This window comes from Billgrantia desiderata (genome assembly GCF_900108215.1).
GTDB lineage: Bacteria > Pseudomonadota > Gammaproteobacteria > Pseudomonadales > Halomonadaceae > Halomonas > Halomonas desiderata.
In genome coordinates this window covers 12920-26458 of sequence record NZ_FNVC01000033.1, presented here as the reverse complement: position 1 = coordinate 26458, position 13539 = coordinate 12920, and the positions used below count along the sequence as shown (strand labels likewise).

Genomic DNA, 13539 nt, shown 5'->3' with positions numbered 1-13539 from the left:
ATCTCTCATTCCACGGCTACCGAGCGATTGGTAGGTTACAGAGACGTCTCGTGATGCGATCGATTCGCCGCGATCGCCAGGGATGAACAGAGGCGCACCTGCGAAGCCCCGGCCAGGGATGGTCGGGGCTTCGCTTATTCCTGCTCCTGATCGCGCTCGGCGCCGAGAACCTCGCACCTTGCCCGGGTGCCATAGCCGTTGTCGTCGAGGGTGTGTTCCACCTCGGTGACGAGCCAGGGAGTGGCATCGATCTCGGGCTTGAAGCCGCTGACCTGGAGCGGAGATTCCGGCAGCACGTCGGCACGGCCGTGGGCGAGTGTCAGCTCGAACTCGGCCAGGCCACGCTGAATGCGGCGCCACTCGGCGCGGGCTGCATCCAGGGCATCGGTCTCGCTGGCGTAAGTGGGGCGTAGCTGCTTGGCGTTCTCACCGTCGCCGGCGAGAACGATGCGCCGCCGGGCGCCGCTGGTGTCGTTCCAGTAGGCTTTCACACCACTGTAGGCGTCGCGATCGGTGATGCTGTAGCGATGCTGGTCGCCGTCGCGCCGGGTCAGGGTGATGGTGGGCATGGCTTGGCCGCTGGCGGTGAGTGCCTCGCCGGCAAGGGTGAAGAGCAGGCGGCCGGCCTTCACAGCGGCAATGGCGTCATAGCGCTGGCCGAGTCGGGTCAGGAAATTGAGGTCCGACTCCTCGGTCTGGTCGATATGGCCAACGCGAATACCGCTCAGGGTGTGACCGATGACCGGCTCGAGCTCGTGTCGGCGGGCGATGGTCTCGACGATCTCACTCAGGGCGAGGTTGTGCCAGCCGTGGGTGCGTTTGCCGGGCAGTTCGCCGCGCATGTCGGCGGAGCGCGCCCGGATGATGAGCTGATCCGGCGTGCCGGTGTGCTGGATCTCGTCGACGGTGAAGGTGCCTTTCTCGACCAGGCCTTCGTGCTGCCAGCCGAAGGCGAGAGTGAGTTCGGCGCCGCGGCGGGGCAAGGCCAGGGCGCCGTCGTGGTCGGCCAGGGTAATGTCGAGCTGGTCGGCCTCGAGGCCGCGCTGTTCGCGTAGGGTGAGGCTGACCAGGCGACCGTTGAGGCGTGGCGTGATGTCGGTACCGGCCAGGGTGAGGCGGTAGCTGGGCCGGCGATAGCGGTAGGGCGTGGCATTGGCGTTCATGGCGGGCTCACACGTAGGCGCCGGCAAGGCGGGCGACGGTGTAGGTGGTCAGGCTGCCGAGCAGATCGGTGCGGGTGTCGTCGACGTGCTCGAGCGTGAGCGTGAACTCGATTTTCTGGGGCATGCCGTCGCGGAAGAAGTGGCTGGCGGTTTCCTCGACCTGGGTCACGACCCACAGGCCGTACTGCCGGCCGGTGCCTTCCACCAGTGGCCAGGCCTGTCCCTGGTCGGCCATGTCGCGGATCTCATCCAGGTCGAGGCGGCCGCCGGTGAATTCCGGCAGTAGCGTGCCGGAGAGAGTGATGATGTCGGTACCGGGACCGACGAACTGATACGCCGGCCGATCGCCAACGCGGGACTGGTTGGCGTGGCGCCATTGGGTGATCCGCTTGAGCTCCTGATAGGGCACGGTGCGGGTCTGAAAAACGAACATGCCAAGGGCCATCAGCATTGGGGTTCTCCTGGTCAATCAATGTCGCGCAGTGAGGAGCGCTGACGGGCGGCGCGCTGTCGTTCGCGCTGCTCGAGCTGGCGGGCGACTTCCTGGGCGAGGGTGCGTTCGTCCATGCCTGGGGCGCCATAAACGTGAATCGTGATGGTGTCGCCTGCCGCCGGCGCGGCAGGCGCCGGGGCACTGAGGGCCGGCCGCCTGTCGATGGGAATATCCGCCACGGCGGGCAGGCCGGCGGTACCGATGGCGATGCCGGCGCCGGCGGTGGCTACGCGCCGGGCGATGTCCCGCACCCGCTTGGCAGGCTCGTCGCGCTGACGGTCTAGCCCGACGTTGAAGCCGTCCACCGTGAAGCCGCCGTACTCGGCGAACACGCGGCTGGGGGAGTTGATGCCCAGGGCGTCGCGGAACCAGCCGGTGACGCCGTCGGTGAGGCTGCCGACCTTGTCCTTGAGCGCCTGCCACTTGGCATCGATACCGGCCATCAAACCGTCAATCATGGCGTTGCCCAGGGTGGAGAAGCGCTCCGGGATCTCCACGCCCATGCTCTGCAGGCCTGTGGTGATGCCGCGCCAGAGAATGCCCATGGGCGACCAGTCGAGTAGCAGTCGCGAGACGCCGGCGATACCACCCGCGAAGGCTTCCTGGATGGCCTGCCAGGCGTTGCCGAACAGCTCCGTTACGCCGTTCCACAGGTTGCGGAAGAAGCCGCTGATCGGTTCCCAGTATTTGATGATGAGGAACACGGCGGCGGCGATCGCTGCGACGGCCAGGCCGATGGGGTTGGTGGCGAGGAATACGGCCATGCCTTTCACCGCGGCGAGTACGGCCGGGATGGCGGTACCGGCCAGCCGCACGAGAGTGCCGATCAGCCCGCCGCCGTTGATGGCGAGCAGGGCGAAGCCGTAGCGCAGCATGACCAGCGGCCCGAGGATCGAGGCCAGCGAGAGGGTGATGGCGCCGCCGATGGTGACCAGGGCGATGAGCCCGGCGGCGAGTTTGGCGATGGTGCCGGCCAGCTCCGGATTCGCTTTGATCCAGTCGCCCACGCCGCGCAGGATTCGCGTCACGGTTTGCACGAGCTCGCGCAGCGGGCCGTTGTTGGTATCTGTGACGCTGATGCCCACTTCTTCCCACGCCGAGCGCATGTTCTTCAGGTCGCCGCCGATGTTGTCGGCCATTACCCGGGCCATCTCGGCGTTCTCGCCGTAGCTATCGCCCAGGGCGGCAATCAGTTGATCGAGCTCGCCGGCGGCCATGGAGTTGACCAGCTCGGCCATGCCGCTGCCGGCCTCGGCGCCGAAGATCCGCTGCAGCACTTCCTTGCGCTCCACGTTGCCCAGCTCGGCCGTGGCAGCGTTGATATCGCGCAGGATGTCCGGCATGTCGCGCATGTTGCCGTTCACGTCGGCGACCTGGATGCCGTAGCTCTCCATCAGGCCGGCGGCGGTGGAGGTGGGCGCGGTGAGGCGGTTCATCATCGCCCGCATCGTGGTGCCGGCTTGGCTGCCCTGGATGCCGATGTTGCCGAGCAGGCCGGCCATGGCGGCCGCCTGTTCCATCGTGAGGTTGAGATCCTCGGCGCCACCGAGGTACTTCATCGTTTCCCCGAGCATCTCCAGGTTCACGTTCGCCCGGCTGGCAGCGCCCGAGAGAATGTCGGCGACCCGGCTCATCGAGCCTTCCTGCTCGAGGTCGATCTTGAACGCGCCGGCGATGTTCGATGCGATGTCGGCGGCGCGGCCGAGCTCGGTGTTGTTGGCCAGGGCGAGATCCAGCACGTCGCGCATTGATGCCTGGATGGCTTCCGCGCTCATGCCGGCGCGCAGCAGGAATTCCTGGCCGGCGCCGACTTCCGTGGCCGAGAAGGCCGTGGAGCCGCCGAGCTCCCTCGACTGCGCGCGCAGGGCCTGATAGCGCTCGTCGTCCGCCGAGAAGCGGCCTACCGCCTGGAGCGTACTCATCTGCTCGGCCCAGGAGACGCCGGGAGTGAGCAGGCGCGAGGCGGCGTAGCCTTTGGCCAGGCCGCTGCCCACGCCGGCGGCACCGACGCCGGCCATGCGATTCACGCGGCCCATGGATTGGCTGTAGGACTGACTGGCCTGGGCGGCGCGACGCTGTTGCTCGGCGACACGGCGCAGGCGGTTCTGGTGCTGCTCGAGCTGCTGGTTGGCGCTGCGCACTCGCTGGGCCAGCTCGCGCTGTTGAGTACCCAAGGTGCCTGTCACACCGCTGACGTCACGAATGCTGCCACGCAGCCGTTGCAGCTCGCGCTGCTCGCCTTCGTACTGCTGCTTGAGTTCGCGTGCCTTGCGGATCGCCGCGTCGCGCTGGCGTGTCAGCTGGCGAGTGGGGCCGTCGGCCTGTCGGATCTGCTGGGTGAGCTCACGAACCTGGCGCTGCTGCGCCTGCAGGGCGGTGGCGGTCTGCTCACTGGATCGCTTGAGGGCGGTGAAGCCGCGCATGTCGCGCTGGGTGCGCTCCAGGGTACGCAGCTCGTCGCGGCTGGCTCGCAGTGCGCGAGCGGTCTGGTCGCTGCCCTGGGTGATCTTGCGTAGCGGGCCGGTGGCCTGGTCGATCGCCCCCAGGAGAACCTGCATTCTGAGCGGCTTGGCCACCGGTGACTCCTTCAGTCAGCGTCGCGCTGGGTGCGGCGACGGGCGCGCTCGCGCCATTGCATGAGTTCGGCGAGGGTGAAGCCGGCGCAGTCGGCCGGCGTCCAGTGGAAGGTAATGGCGAGATCCGCCATAGCTTCTTCGACGTGTTCGGGCAGGCTCAGTTGCTCTCGCCCTTGGCCCGCTTCGTCAGCAAAAAACCGGCGATGGCGCCCCCGATCTGCACCAGGTCGGCGGGGTCGAGATTGCGCATCTCGGGTTCGGTCAGCGCCGGGCTCGAGAGGCGCGGGGTGAGTTTGACCAGGGCGTCGACCTGCATCTGCAGCACGTCGGAGAGGGCCAGGCCGCGCAGCTCGCCGGCGTTGGGCTTGCGCAGGAAGAGCTTCTCGATCTTCTGTTCGCCGCGCTGGATGGGGGTGTCGAGTACGATCTCTTCGGTGGTGGCGTTCTTGGGCATGCTTGGCGTTCCTGTGTCGCGGTGGAAAGGAGAGAGGGGTTACAGGCCCAGCGCGCGGCGGCGCTCGGCGTAGCGATCCTGGCCGTTGACCTTGAACACCAGGCCGGGCACGTCGATCTCGATGACGGTGGTGCCGTCGATCACGAGCTTGTAGTAGCTGCAGGTGGTGGTGACCTGGTGGGCGGTGTTCTCGCCGGCCTTGGCTTCGCCCATGGCAATGCGCTGGTGGCGGCCGCGCACGACGACGGTGACGGCGGAGGTCTGGCCGACGTCGTCGCGCTCATAGAAGCCTTCGAAGCGCAGCAGATCGGCATCCAGGCGGTTGGTGCCGAAGTTGTCGAAGATGGCCGGGACCAGGCCGCCGACGGTCCACTCGAAGGTGAGCTTCTCGCCGCCCAGGTCGATATCGACCGGGGCATCCATGCCGCCGCCGCGCCACTCTTCCATCTTGCGGGCGAGTTCGGGCAGGGTGAGGGTGTCGACCAGACCCTGCCAGTTATCGCCATTGCCAAACAGGTTCAGGTCCTTGAGTTTCTTGGGCAGTGCCATCGATCAGGCTCCTTGGGGTTCTCGGTGCCGACTGTCAGGCGGCGATGCGCGCGGCGAAATCCACCAGGTACTGATCGGTGATTCGCTGCTGGAACATGAGGTTTTCCAAGGGCGGCACGGGCGTGTAGTCGTAGTCGATGTACAACTTGCCGTCCTTGAGGGTGGTTTCGGAGTTGGCTTGTTCGTTGAACCAGGCGTTGCCGTCGATGATGTAGCCCAGCGCCTTCCACTCGCGAAACTTGGCATTGATGCCCTCGATGATGTCCCGCGCGAGGGAGGGGTGCATGGGCTTGTCCACGGCCCAGAGGTGAGCCTCGGCCATGGTGTCCGCCACGACTTGCGCGGTCCTGGTGTAGTTCTCGAACGGGAACAGGCCGTCGGTATCGCAGGTGCGCGAGCCCCAGAAGCGATAGCCGCCCTGGTTGATCAGCGTGGTGACGTCTGCCGCGTTGAGCACTCCGGCGTCGGTGGCCGGATCCTGAAGATCCCAGAACACGTCGCGGGAGATACCGGTGACGCCCTGCACCGGGACGTTCGAGATCGTCTTGTGCCAGCCGACGGTTTGGTCCAGGTAGGCGCGCAGGCCGAGTGCCCGAGCCACGGCGGAGAGGGTGACGGTTTCGCCGGCGTCGGTATCGAAGCCGGTGAACTCCGGCCACAGCACCATGACTTCGCGCTGGCCGAAGTTCTCGCGATACATCATCGCCTCTTCAACAGTTTCGCAGCCGTGTGCCGATACATAGGCGAAGGCGCGCAGCTGCCGGGCGGTGGCGATCAGCTCAGCGGCCACGTCGACATCGTCGAGCTCCGGCACGCCCAGGATCCTGGGCTTGATGCCGAAGCGCTGGTGGGCGGCAAGCAGTGCCTTGATGCCGGTCTTCTGGCCGCTGGCGGTAACAGTGCCGATGAGTTTGGCCTTGGTTTCGGCGGCATCGGCGCCTTCGGCCACGCGCACCACGACGATCAGCGGCTTGGCCTGGTCGGCGATGGCATCGAGCGAGCGCTTCAGCGTGCCGCTGGTACCGGCCTCGCCGATGGCGGCATAGACGTCGGTCACCAGCACCGGCGTATCGAGAGGGAAGGTGGCGGGGTCGGCATCCTCAGCGGTGGCCACCAGGCCGATCACCGCCGTGCTGGGGGTGCGGATCGGTCGGGTGCCTTCGTTGATCTCGATGACGCGCACGCCGTGGTGGTAATCGGCCATTTGGGGCTCCTGCGTGGGCTGAGAGGGTCAGCGGGTGTACGCAGGTATCGTGCGGGGGCGGGCGAGGTAGGCGAAGCTGCGCCGGGTGTGGGAAGAGTGATGTACACCAAATCTAACAGGGGGGGAAAGTGAAAAGAAATTCTCTTTACAGGCTTATGATCAGCTTTATCGTATTGGCAAGTGTAGCCCTTTTTCTTTTTTTTCTAAGGTTTCGTGGTTTGCCGTCAGATGACCTACAGGACTGGGCCCACTTTGGAAACTATTTAGCTGGCACGGTTGGGGTTGCGGCGCTGATAGCTACGTTAGATGCGCTTATCTTTACAATAAATCAGCAAGATAAAATGCTAGAGCAGCAAGAGAAGCAGCTTAAGAGCTATGATGAGCATCAGAGGAAGGTTGAGGCTTATAGTCGAGCAGAAAAAATTTTTCCAAAACTGTTAGAAGAGCGAAAGCGAGCGCTAGAAGGGAACGTTTACGAACACCTTAAGAAGTCAGGATTGGTTGGCGAATTCTTTACTGAGTTGCCCATGGATACGACATGGAAAGATTTGCTGACGGATAAGCAGCTAGCGGATAGAGTGGCTGGGCTTGAGCCAGGCTGGATACTTTCAATGCTGTCGTTGCATGCGCACTCAGGTAACTATCGTCTTGTTTGCTTTATGCGGGATTGTATCTTGGATGCTGAGGAGTTGAGAGATTATTTTTTCTCAATGCTGGATGAGTACGATTTTCTTGTTACTGTTACAATTGCTTTCTGTAGAGCTAAGGTTGGAGATGAGGAAGGTTATAAGCTCTCAAGAGTATTTGATGTGCCGGAGCTCTGGGCTCTGGATGGGTCGATTGAAAAAATCTGGGAGGGAATAGGGTTTAAAATTCAGTCGTCTGGTTTTAAAGTACGAATGTCTACTTACAAAGAATAGACTGACTTTGTTAGTTGGGGCAGTAGGACCTCTTAGGTCCACTGCCTACTCCACCTGCGTCGCCGCTGTACGGCGCATTCTACGATCAAACTTCACGACATCGGTCCAGCCACAGGCCTTGCATGCTACGACCCGATGGCTCCCTCGATCCGGCGCCTGAAACGCTGTCCACCGTTGATGGCGTGACATTTCTATATTGCCGCAGCTGCAGCTCAGAATATGGGAACCAAGAGTGGAATACTGATAGTAGATGGTTGGGGATGCCATGTCCCTGGCTCCTCTGGCTAGCTAGCGGTTGAGAGCGCCCACTTGGGACATAGACCGCGTGAGCCCAGCAGGTCTTTGGAGAGTTGTCGCTCCGCCCAATTGCGCGCTTCGTTCCAGGCCTGCTGCTCTGTCAGGTCGGGATCGCAGGGTGGCATGGTGTGAGTGGTCTGCTTTCCCTGGGTAAGGCTCCAGCGGGCCATGACAAGCCAGTACTGGCTTCTGCTATCGCGTAGCAGCGTCAGCTCAACGTCGACGCCATACACCTCAAGAGTCTCCTGCCTCATGCCCGTATCCCTGTGGTTTGAGAGATACAAAAGTTTACTCGTAGCGAGGCGAGTTATCTGTCAGCCGATGACGGCATGGCCTGTAAGCTAAGGCTTACGCTGTCTGACTTGCTATTTGTTTTTTAAAAAAATAGAAGTTTGAGCTAAAATACTTAATGGGGTCGAACAACAAAGGAAATAAAAATGAATTATGATGAGCAGATGCAGCAGGTTATTGAAAGTGCGAAATCAGACGTAGAGGGAATAGCTAGTGACGCGAGGTCGCGACTGATAGAAATGAATGAAAGACATAATGAAAAAGTATTAAGCATGCTGCAAGAGTTTCGGTCTAATGCGGATCAGTCTATGAAAGAAGCAATAAGTGCAATGGAGAAAACTAAGAAAAATATACTCACTGCAGCTGCAGGTGTGTTTGCTTTGATACTGCTAGGATTTATTATGTTTCTCTATTATGAGGCGAAAGATATTCATAGGGTCATAATTGATTTGCACGGCCAAATACAAAACTCACGAGAGTTTATGGATCGTGAAGTTGAAAAATTTCAGCTAAAAACGGCTGAATTCAATAGCCAAATCGATTCTGTTATGGAGGAGAATCAAGCTCTTATGACGAGCCTTGCTCGTACATCTAACCAGTACGAGAGCAGGCTTGTTGAAATGAATGCTGCCACAATTAATTTAAATACTAGATTGCAGGAGTTTGAAAGTATTGTTCCAGTGATTGAAGATTGGCAAGAAGCCTGGATGGAAGGAGGCTCTGGTCAGGGGTTGAGGCAAGAATAAGCGCGTGAAATCCACGCGCTTACTTGTTCACCACCCCATAGCCTCGATAGAAGATCGTTTTGTACCCTCTTCGAGACCATCATCGGCCAGGATCGCGTCGATGGCGTCCTTCCGGTCCCAGCTGCGCTGGTAAATGCTCTCGATGTGGGCCAGTGCAGCGAGGGCAAGCTCATCCATTTCTACCGCGGTCAGCTCGTGGTTGATGTTGCTCAGCCCGCGGAAGGTGAAGACGGCATCCGGGTGGCCGGTTGCGATCAGGCGCTGGGCTTTCGCGGAGAGCCCCAATAGATTGATCTGGTCCTGGGGGCGCGTCTGGATCACGTCGGGTTCACCGGCGATCTCGTACTCCAGCCCTGCCGCGAAGGCTTGGTCACGGGCCTGGTCGATCTCGGTGCGTTTGCGGGCAGTGAGCTGATCCAGCGGGATTGAAGGGGCAGGGGAAATTTCGATACCCGAAGTTAAAATGCGCTCGAATATTGTTCTCCCTTGCTCTTCAGTATCCTCGGGGTCAGCCGTGAAGGGTAGCCATCCGAAATCAGGATGCTCCAATTCGCAGTCTATGGTCCCGTGCACGTTATATCTAGGGTTTCTAATTTTCATCAGGATATTCTTAGCCATAATGTCGTTGCTGTCTCAAAGTTGGCATCATGGGTACGGCCCATGCATCGCCACGTCCCTGAAGGTCTATTGTTGAAGCCTGATAGGCCGCCACTTGCAGATGTGTAAATCAGGTTGCTACCTGCAGCAGTATCGCCAGGGATTTTATTGACGGGAGGGTCTGTTCGGCAAAAAGCAAAAGTTCCTACCTCTCCATGCCCCGCTCCGGACAAAGCAGACCTCACCTGGAAAGTCGAGCCTAGTTGGATATATTCACTGTTGTGGTCACCTCCACCGATGTGGTTGTTCATGGCAGCTGCTTGTAACAGCAAGGAGGTGCTGCCCGAGGTACGACTGGCAGTGGTACCCATAGTTGCCGCTGCGCCTAGGCCAAGGTTAGTTCGAGCGGCCGCCGCGTTATTGAGATCAGATAAGTTGTTCCCACGCTGAACATAACGCCCATCATGATCACCGCTGGTGCGGTGATTGTTCATTCCGGCAGCTTGCAGAAGAGTCGTGGTGCTGTTCGAAGTGCGACTGGCCGTGGTTCCCATGGTAGCCGCCGTGCCCAGGCCGAGGTTACTACGGGCATTAGCAGCACTGCCAAGATCCGAAAGGTTATTCGCGCGATGGGTATAGCGCGTGTCCGGCTGAGTAGCGGCACTGCCCAGGCCGAGGTTGCTTCGTGCCGTAGCAGCACTGCCGAGATCCGAGAGGTTATTCGCCCGATGGGTGTAGCGTGTGTCTGGCTGGGTAGCTGCGCTGCCAAGTCCTAAGTTGCTACGTGCAATACTGACATTACCGATATCGGCGAGATTTTGCCCGCGCTGAGCGTAGCGGCCATCCGCCTGGCTGGTGGTAGGCACGTTGCTCGAACCTGTACCGGTATTGGCTGTGGCGGCCGTGCCGAGGCCGAGGTTGCTGCGCGCGATGGCCGGCGCCGTCAGATCGGCGAGGTTGTTGCTTCGATGGGCGTAGCGGGCGTCGTCCTGCTGTGCGGCGGTGCCGAGACCGAGGTTATTGCGTGCCGTGCCGGCGTTGCCGAGGTCGGAGAGGTTGGCACTCTTGGCTAGCCGGCTGTTGGCGTTGTCGTTGGCCTGTTTTACGGCGTTGGGTGTCGCCGCGAGGTTCTGCGCGGTACTGTTGACTGCACTGCTGAGCCGCACCACGCCGGCTACGGTGGTGCTGGCCGGTGGGTTGCTGAAGGTGACATCGCCGAAAGTGAGGCTGGTGGCATCGATATCGGCGAACACGACATCGATGGTGAGCAGCAGTGTCGAGGGACTGGCTTTTTCAATGATGGGGTCGGCTTGCGAGTAGACGGCAAACAGGGTGCCGTGCTCGGTGATCAGGCCGAATCCGCGGACAGTGTAGGCGTCGCTGCCTTCATCCTTGGCGGTGACGCTGATGGTGTCGTCTGCGACCACCTCGCCAGCGATGCTGGAGACTCGCTTGATCTCGTTTTGCAGCGCGGTCTGCCCTGGATCAGGAGTGTAGCCGGCGGCTTCGAGGGCGACATGGGTGATTTTGACTGGAGCCGTGCCGGTGTTCTGGGCGTTGACGATCTCGGCGCGGCCGGCATCGGTGATGGTGATTTTCAGAGCCATGTCATTCCTCGGTCTGGATGCGGCGGTAGATGGCTGGACGGGCGGCGCCGTAGATGCCGATGCCACCCTCGGCAGCGACTCCAGCGATAAGCGTGAAATGGCTGCGCACCGGCTTGACGCGATTCACCTCCTGAATGATGTCTTGCTGCAGTTCGGCGGCGTTGTTGCTGTCGCGAACGGTGAGGATCAGCTCGAAGGTGTGCGGTATGCCGCGCGGTTCGCTTTGCCACCACTCGCGAATGGCTACCCCAGCGCCGAACGATTCGACGACGCGGCGCACCGATTGCACGGTGCCGCGGCGGCGGTGGATCTCGACGGCTTGCTTGATGCGCTGTCGCTTGATGGCTTCGGACCAGTAAGGCTTCCAGGCAGCGACGCCGAGCGACCATGCGAGCCAGGGCAGTAGCTCGGCGGGGCAGGTGTCGGGATTCCAGAGGTCGCGCAGTGGCGTGGCGACATCGGAGACACGAGCGGCTGTGTCGGCCAGGGCGCGCTCGTAGCGGGTGGCGTTGGGCGGTAGCAGGCTGCGATCACTCATGTACGCCACCGTCGGTCAGGGTGATGGAGGTACAGAATGCGGCCTGTTGCCGGCTAACCTCGATGGTGGCGGCGGGGCTGATCAGTTCGACTCGCTGCACGCCGGGGCGGTGCAGGGCGGCATAGAGCCCCGATAGGGTGATGTCGAGGCCGAGGCGATGCTGGGCATCGGCATAGGCTTGGGCCATAGCTAGGGCTTCGGCGAGTACGACCTGGCTGTCCGGGCCTGGGTAGAAATAAAGCGTTGCCTCGATGGTGTAGAGCAGGATTTCGGCACTCTGCACCGTGACGTAGTCGGTGAGGGGGCGTACGTGCTCGGCGCTAACGGCTGCATCGACCGCTTCGAGCAGTTCGACCGGTGCGGTACCGTCTCCCTCGCGGGAGAGCACAGTGAGGTCGACTTCTCCCGGCCATTTCGCGTTATTCAATGCTTCGTTCATCGCATCGATGAGGGCGTCACTGGCGTTGTGGTTTGCCAGCACTGCCATGACGAGCCCCTTTATGTCGTCAGGCTTGGGACTGGTAGCACTGGCGTCGAGCACGCTGCCATCGGCACTGAGGGCGTGGTAGATATAGGCGCCCTCGGGACCTGCCGTGCTGAGGCCCTCAAGCGAGAGCAGGATCCGGCGGCGGAATTCGTTGTCGCTTTCGTAGCTGGGCGGTACCGGAGGGATACTGATCGGATCGCCGGGGTCGGTTTGCAGCCGGGTGACGTTGAACAGGGCACCGAGGTTGTCGAGATCCTCACGCTCTGCGTAGGAGAGCATGACGGCGCGAGCGGCCTCGTTGACCCGCTGACGAACGAGCATCTCCCGGAAGGCGCAGACCTGGAGCACCTTAAAGGCCGGGTCGGATTCGGCCGGCACGTTGATGTAGGGATAGCGTTCGGCCAGATCCTCGAGCTGCTCGGCGAGGATTTCTTCGTAGTCGAGCGGTTCGACGACTCGCGGTGTGGGCAGCTGTGAAAGGTCGATAGCACGGCTCATGCGTTACCTCCCAGGCCTTGGCGTAGGGGCACGCTGAGGTCAATGGCTTCACCGGTGTCGGTGCGCTGGGCGGTCATGTCGAGAATGAGTGAGCCGGGCTGGTCGGCTGGGGCCAGCCGGGTGATCTGGCGCACGCGGATGCGAGGCTCCCACTTCATCAGGGCGACGACAGTTGCCGAGTAGGCGCGCAGCGCAGTGGCGCCGTTGAGGGGCTGGTCGATGAGCTCGGGCAGCAGCGAGCCGTAATCGCGCCGCATCACCCGGCTGCCGAGCGGCGTGGTGAGGATGTCGCGCACGGATTGTTGGATATGTTCGATACCTTCGAGCTGGCGGCCGGTCGCTGCGCTCATGCCCATGTCATTCCACCTTGTAGGTTCCCGACGAGCTGCCGCTCGTGACCTGCACTTCGGCGTTGGCCTGAATCTCATCGATCACGCCGTTGGCGATGGCCTGAGCCAGCCGATCTACCCAACTGTGGTCGCCCTGGCGGGAGGCGCCGAGGTTCACGAGCTCGCTGGCGATACGTTCCTTGAGGCCGGCTTTGTCGAGTGCCATGGCTACTTCCCTGCAGTGACCGTGGAGGAGCCGTCGCCGTGGGGCAGGCCGGTGAGGTGGCAGATGTGGTCCTGGGTGACGATGCCCTTGCCGCCGTTGTGGTGGATCTTGGCGGCCTCGAGGTTCACGGTGCCGCTGGCCTTCACCTGGATGTCGCCGACGCACTCGATCGTGAGCTTGTGGGCGGCATGGTCGTACTCCAGGCGTGTGCCGTCGGGCAGCCAGCGACCGATCAAATTGCCGTCGTCGGTGGGGGCCGGGTAGTCATCGCTAAAGACGCCGGTGAGCACTACGCCGGCGGCAGGATCGCCGCCAGGCGAGAGCACCAGGACCTGTTCGCCGACCGTGGGCGGGCTCCAGTCGCGGGTGGTGCCGGCGCGAGGTGAGAGCCAGGGCAGCCAGTCGGTGATGAGTTCGCCCGAGACGACGCGTACGCGGGCACGAGCGTGATCCACCTCGTGGACGGTGCCGAGGCGGATCAGGTTGTGCAGCAGGCGCAGGAGTTCGATGGGGTTCATGCCGCTATCGTGCGGCGGCAAGCTGGGTGGGCGAAGCGGTGGGGGG

Annotated in this window: 16 protein-coding genes; 2 read left to right on the top strand and 14 right to left on the bottom strand. The window is 61.9% G+C overall.

Translation table 11 applies throughout. The features are described from left to right. Window positions 1-134: 134 nt before the first annotated feature. The 7 genes from C4S71_RS20780 to C4S71_RS20750 are packed head-to-tail and all read right to left on the bottom strand — an operon-like array spanning window position 135 to window position 6439. Window positions 135-1163 carry a contractile injection system protein, VgrG/Pvc8 family gene (locus tag C4S71_RS20780; protein WP_103970426.1) on the bottom strand — a complete coding sequence of 343 codons (1029 nt, stop codon included), beginning with the start codon at window positions 1161-1163 and terminating at the stop codon, window positions 135-137. Between the two features lie 7 nt (window positions 1164-1170). Next, window positions 1171-1614: a phage tail protein gene (locus C4S71_RS20775; protein ID WP_103970425.1), complete on the bottom strand. Its 444-nt coding sequence runs from the start codon at window positions 1612-1614 to the stop codon at window positions 1171-1173. Between the two features lie 14 nt (window positions 1615-1628). Continuing rightward, window positions 1629-4232 carry a phage tail tape measure protein gene (locus tag C4S71_RS20770; RefSeq protein ID WP_103970424.1) on the bottom strand — a complete coding sequence of 868 codons (2604 nt, stop codon included), beginning with the start codon at window positions 4230-4232 and terminating at the stop codon, window positions 1629-1631. Between the two features lie 11 nt (window positions 4233-4243). Further along, entirely contained in the window at window positions 4244-4363 is a 120-nt protein-coding gene (locus tag C4S71_RS20765) for a GpE family phage tail protein (RefSeq protein WP_103970423.1), read from the bottom strand. Window positions 4364-4389: 26 nt separating this feature from the next. Further along, window positions 4390-4686, bottom strand: coding sequence for a phage tail assembly protein (locus C4S71_RS20760; protein WP_103970422.1), 297 nt, complete (start codon window positions 4684-4686; stop codon window positions 4390-4392). 39 nt (window positions 4687-4725) lie between these two features. Further along, window positions 4726-5235 (bottom strand): phage major tail tube protein, encoded by a 510-nt coding sequence (locus C4S71_RS20755; RefSeq protein ID WP_103970421.1) that lies wholly within the window; start codon window positions 5233-5235, stop codon window positions 4726-4728. A 34-nt stretch (window positions 5236-5269) separates the two neighbouring features. After that, a complete protein-coding gene (locus C4S71_RS20750; RefSeq protein WP_103970420.1) occupies window positions 5270-6439 on the bottom strand; it encodes a phage tail sheath protein in 1170 nt (389 codons plus the stop codon). A gap of 128 nt (window positions 6440-6567) precedes the next feature. On the opposite strand from C4S71_RS20750, the gene C4S71_RS20745 reads away from it, so the two are divergent. After that, window positions 6568-7359 (top strand): hypothetical protein, encoded by a 792-nt coding sequence (locus tag C4S71_RS20745; RefSeq protein ID WP_146064635.1) that lies wholly within the window; start codon window positions 6568-6570, stop codon window positions 7357-7359. A 734-nt stretch (window positions 7360-8093) separates the two neighbouring features. Further along, window positions 8094-8693, top strand: coding sequence for a hypothetical protein (locus tag C4S71_RS20735; RefSeq protein ID WP_103970417.1), 600 nt, complete (start codon window positions 8094-8096; stop codon window positions 8691-8693). A gap of 27 nt (window positions 8694-8720) precedes the next feature. Here C4S71_RS20735 and C4S71_RS20730 read toward each other — a convergent pair whose 3' ends face one another. Genes C4S71_RS20730 through C4S71_RS20700 form a run of 7 tightly spaced genes read right to left on the bottom strand, consistent with a single transcriptional unit; the run spans window position 8721 to window position 13493 of the window. Then, window positions 8721-9293, bottom strand: a complete 573-nt coding sequence (locus C4S71_RS20730; protein ID WP_103970416.1) for a DUF4376 domain-containing protein — start codon at window positions 9291-9293, stop codon at window positions 8721-8723. Next, on the bottom strand, window positions 9293-10897 hold the full coding sequence (locus C4S71_RS20725) for a tail fiber protein (RefSeq protein ID WP_103970415.1): 1605 nt from the start codon (window positions 10895-10897) through the stop codon (window positions 9293-9295). The genes C4S71_RS20730 and C4S71_RS20725 overlap by 1 nt, the downstream gene beginning before the upstream one ends. Window position 10898: 1 nt before the next feature. Further along, on the bottom strand, window positions 10899-11435 hold the full coding sequence (locus tag C4S71_RS20720; protein ID WP_103970414.1) for a phage tail protein I: 537 nt from the start codon (window positions 11433-11435) through the stop codon (window positions 10899-10901). Continuing rightward, window positions 11428-12420 (bottom strand): baseplate assembly protein, encoded by a 993-nt coding sequence (locus tag C4S71_RS20715; protein WP_103970413.1) that lies wholly within the window; start codon window positions 12418-12420, stop codon window positions 11428-11430. Before C4S71_RS20715 ends, C4S71_RS20720 begins: the two co-directional genes overlap by 8 nt. Next, window positions 12417-12770 carry a GPW/gp25 family protein gene (locus tag C4S71_RS20710; protein ID WP_235014735.1) on the bottom strand — a complete coding sequence of 118 codons (354 nt, stop codon included), beginning with the start codon at window positions 12768-12770 and terminating at the stop codon, window positions 12417-12419. Before C4S71_RS20710 ends, C4S71_RS20715 begins: the two co-directional genes overlap by 4 nt. 7 nt (window positions 12771-12777) lie before the next feature. Continuing rightward, window positions 12778-12975 carry a hypothetical protein gene (locus tag C4S71_RS20705; RefSeq protein ID WP_103970411.1) on the bottom strand — a complete coding sequence of 66 codons (198 nt, stop codon included), beginning with the start codon at window positions 12973-12975 and terminating at the stop codon, window positions 12778-12780. A gap of 2 nt (window positions 12976-12977) precedes the next feature. After that, window positions 12978-13493 (bottom strand): phage baseplate assembly protein V, encoded by a 516-nt coding sequence (locus C4S71_RS20700; RefSeq protein WP_103970410.1) that lies wholly within the window; start codon window positions 13491-13493, stop codon window positions 12978-12980. Window positions 13494-13539: the final 46 nt, after the last annotated feature.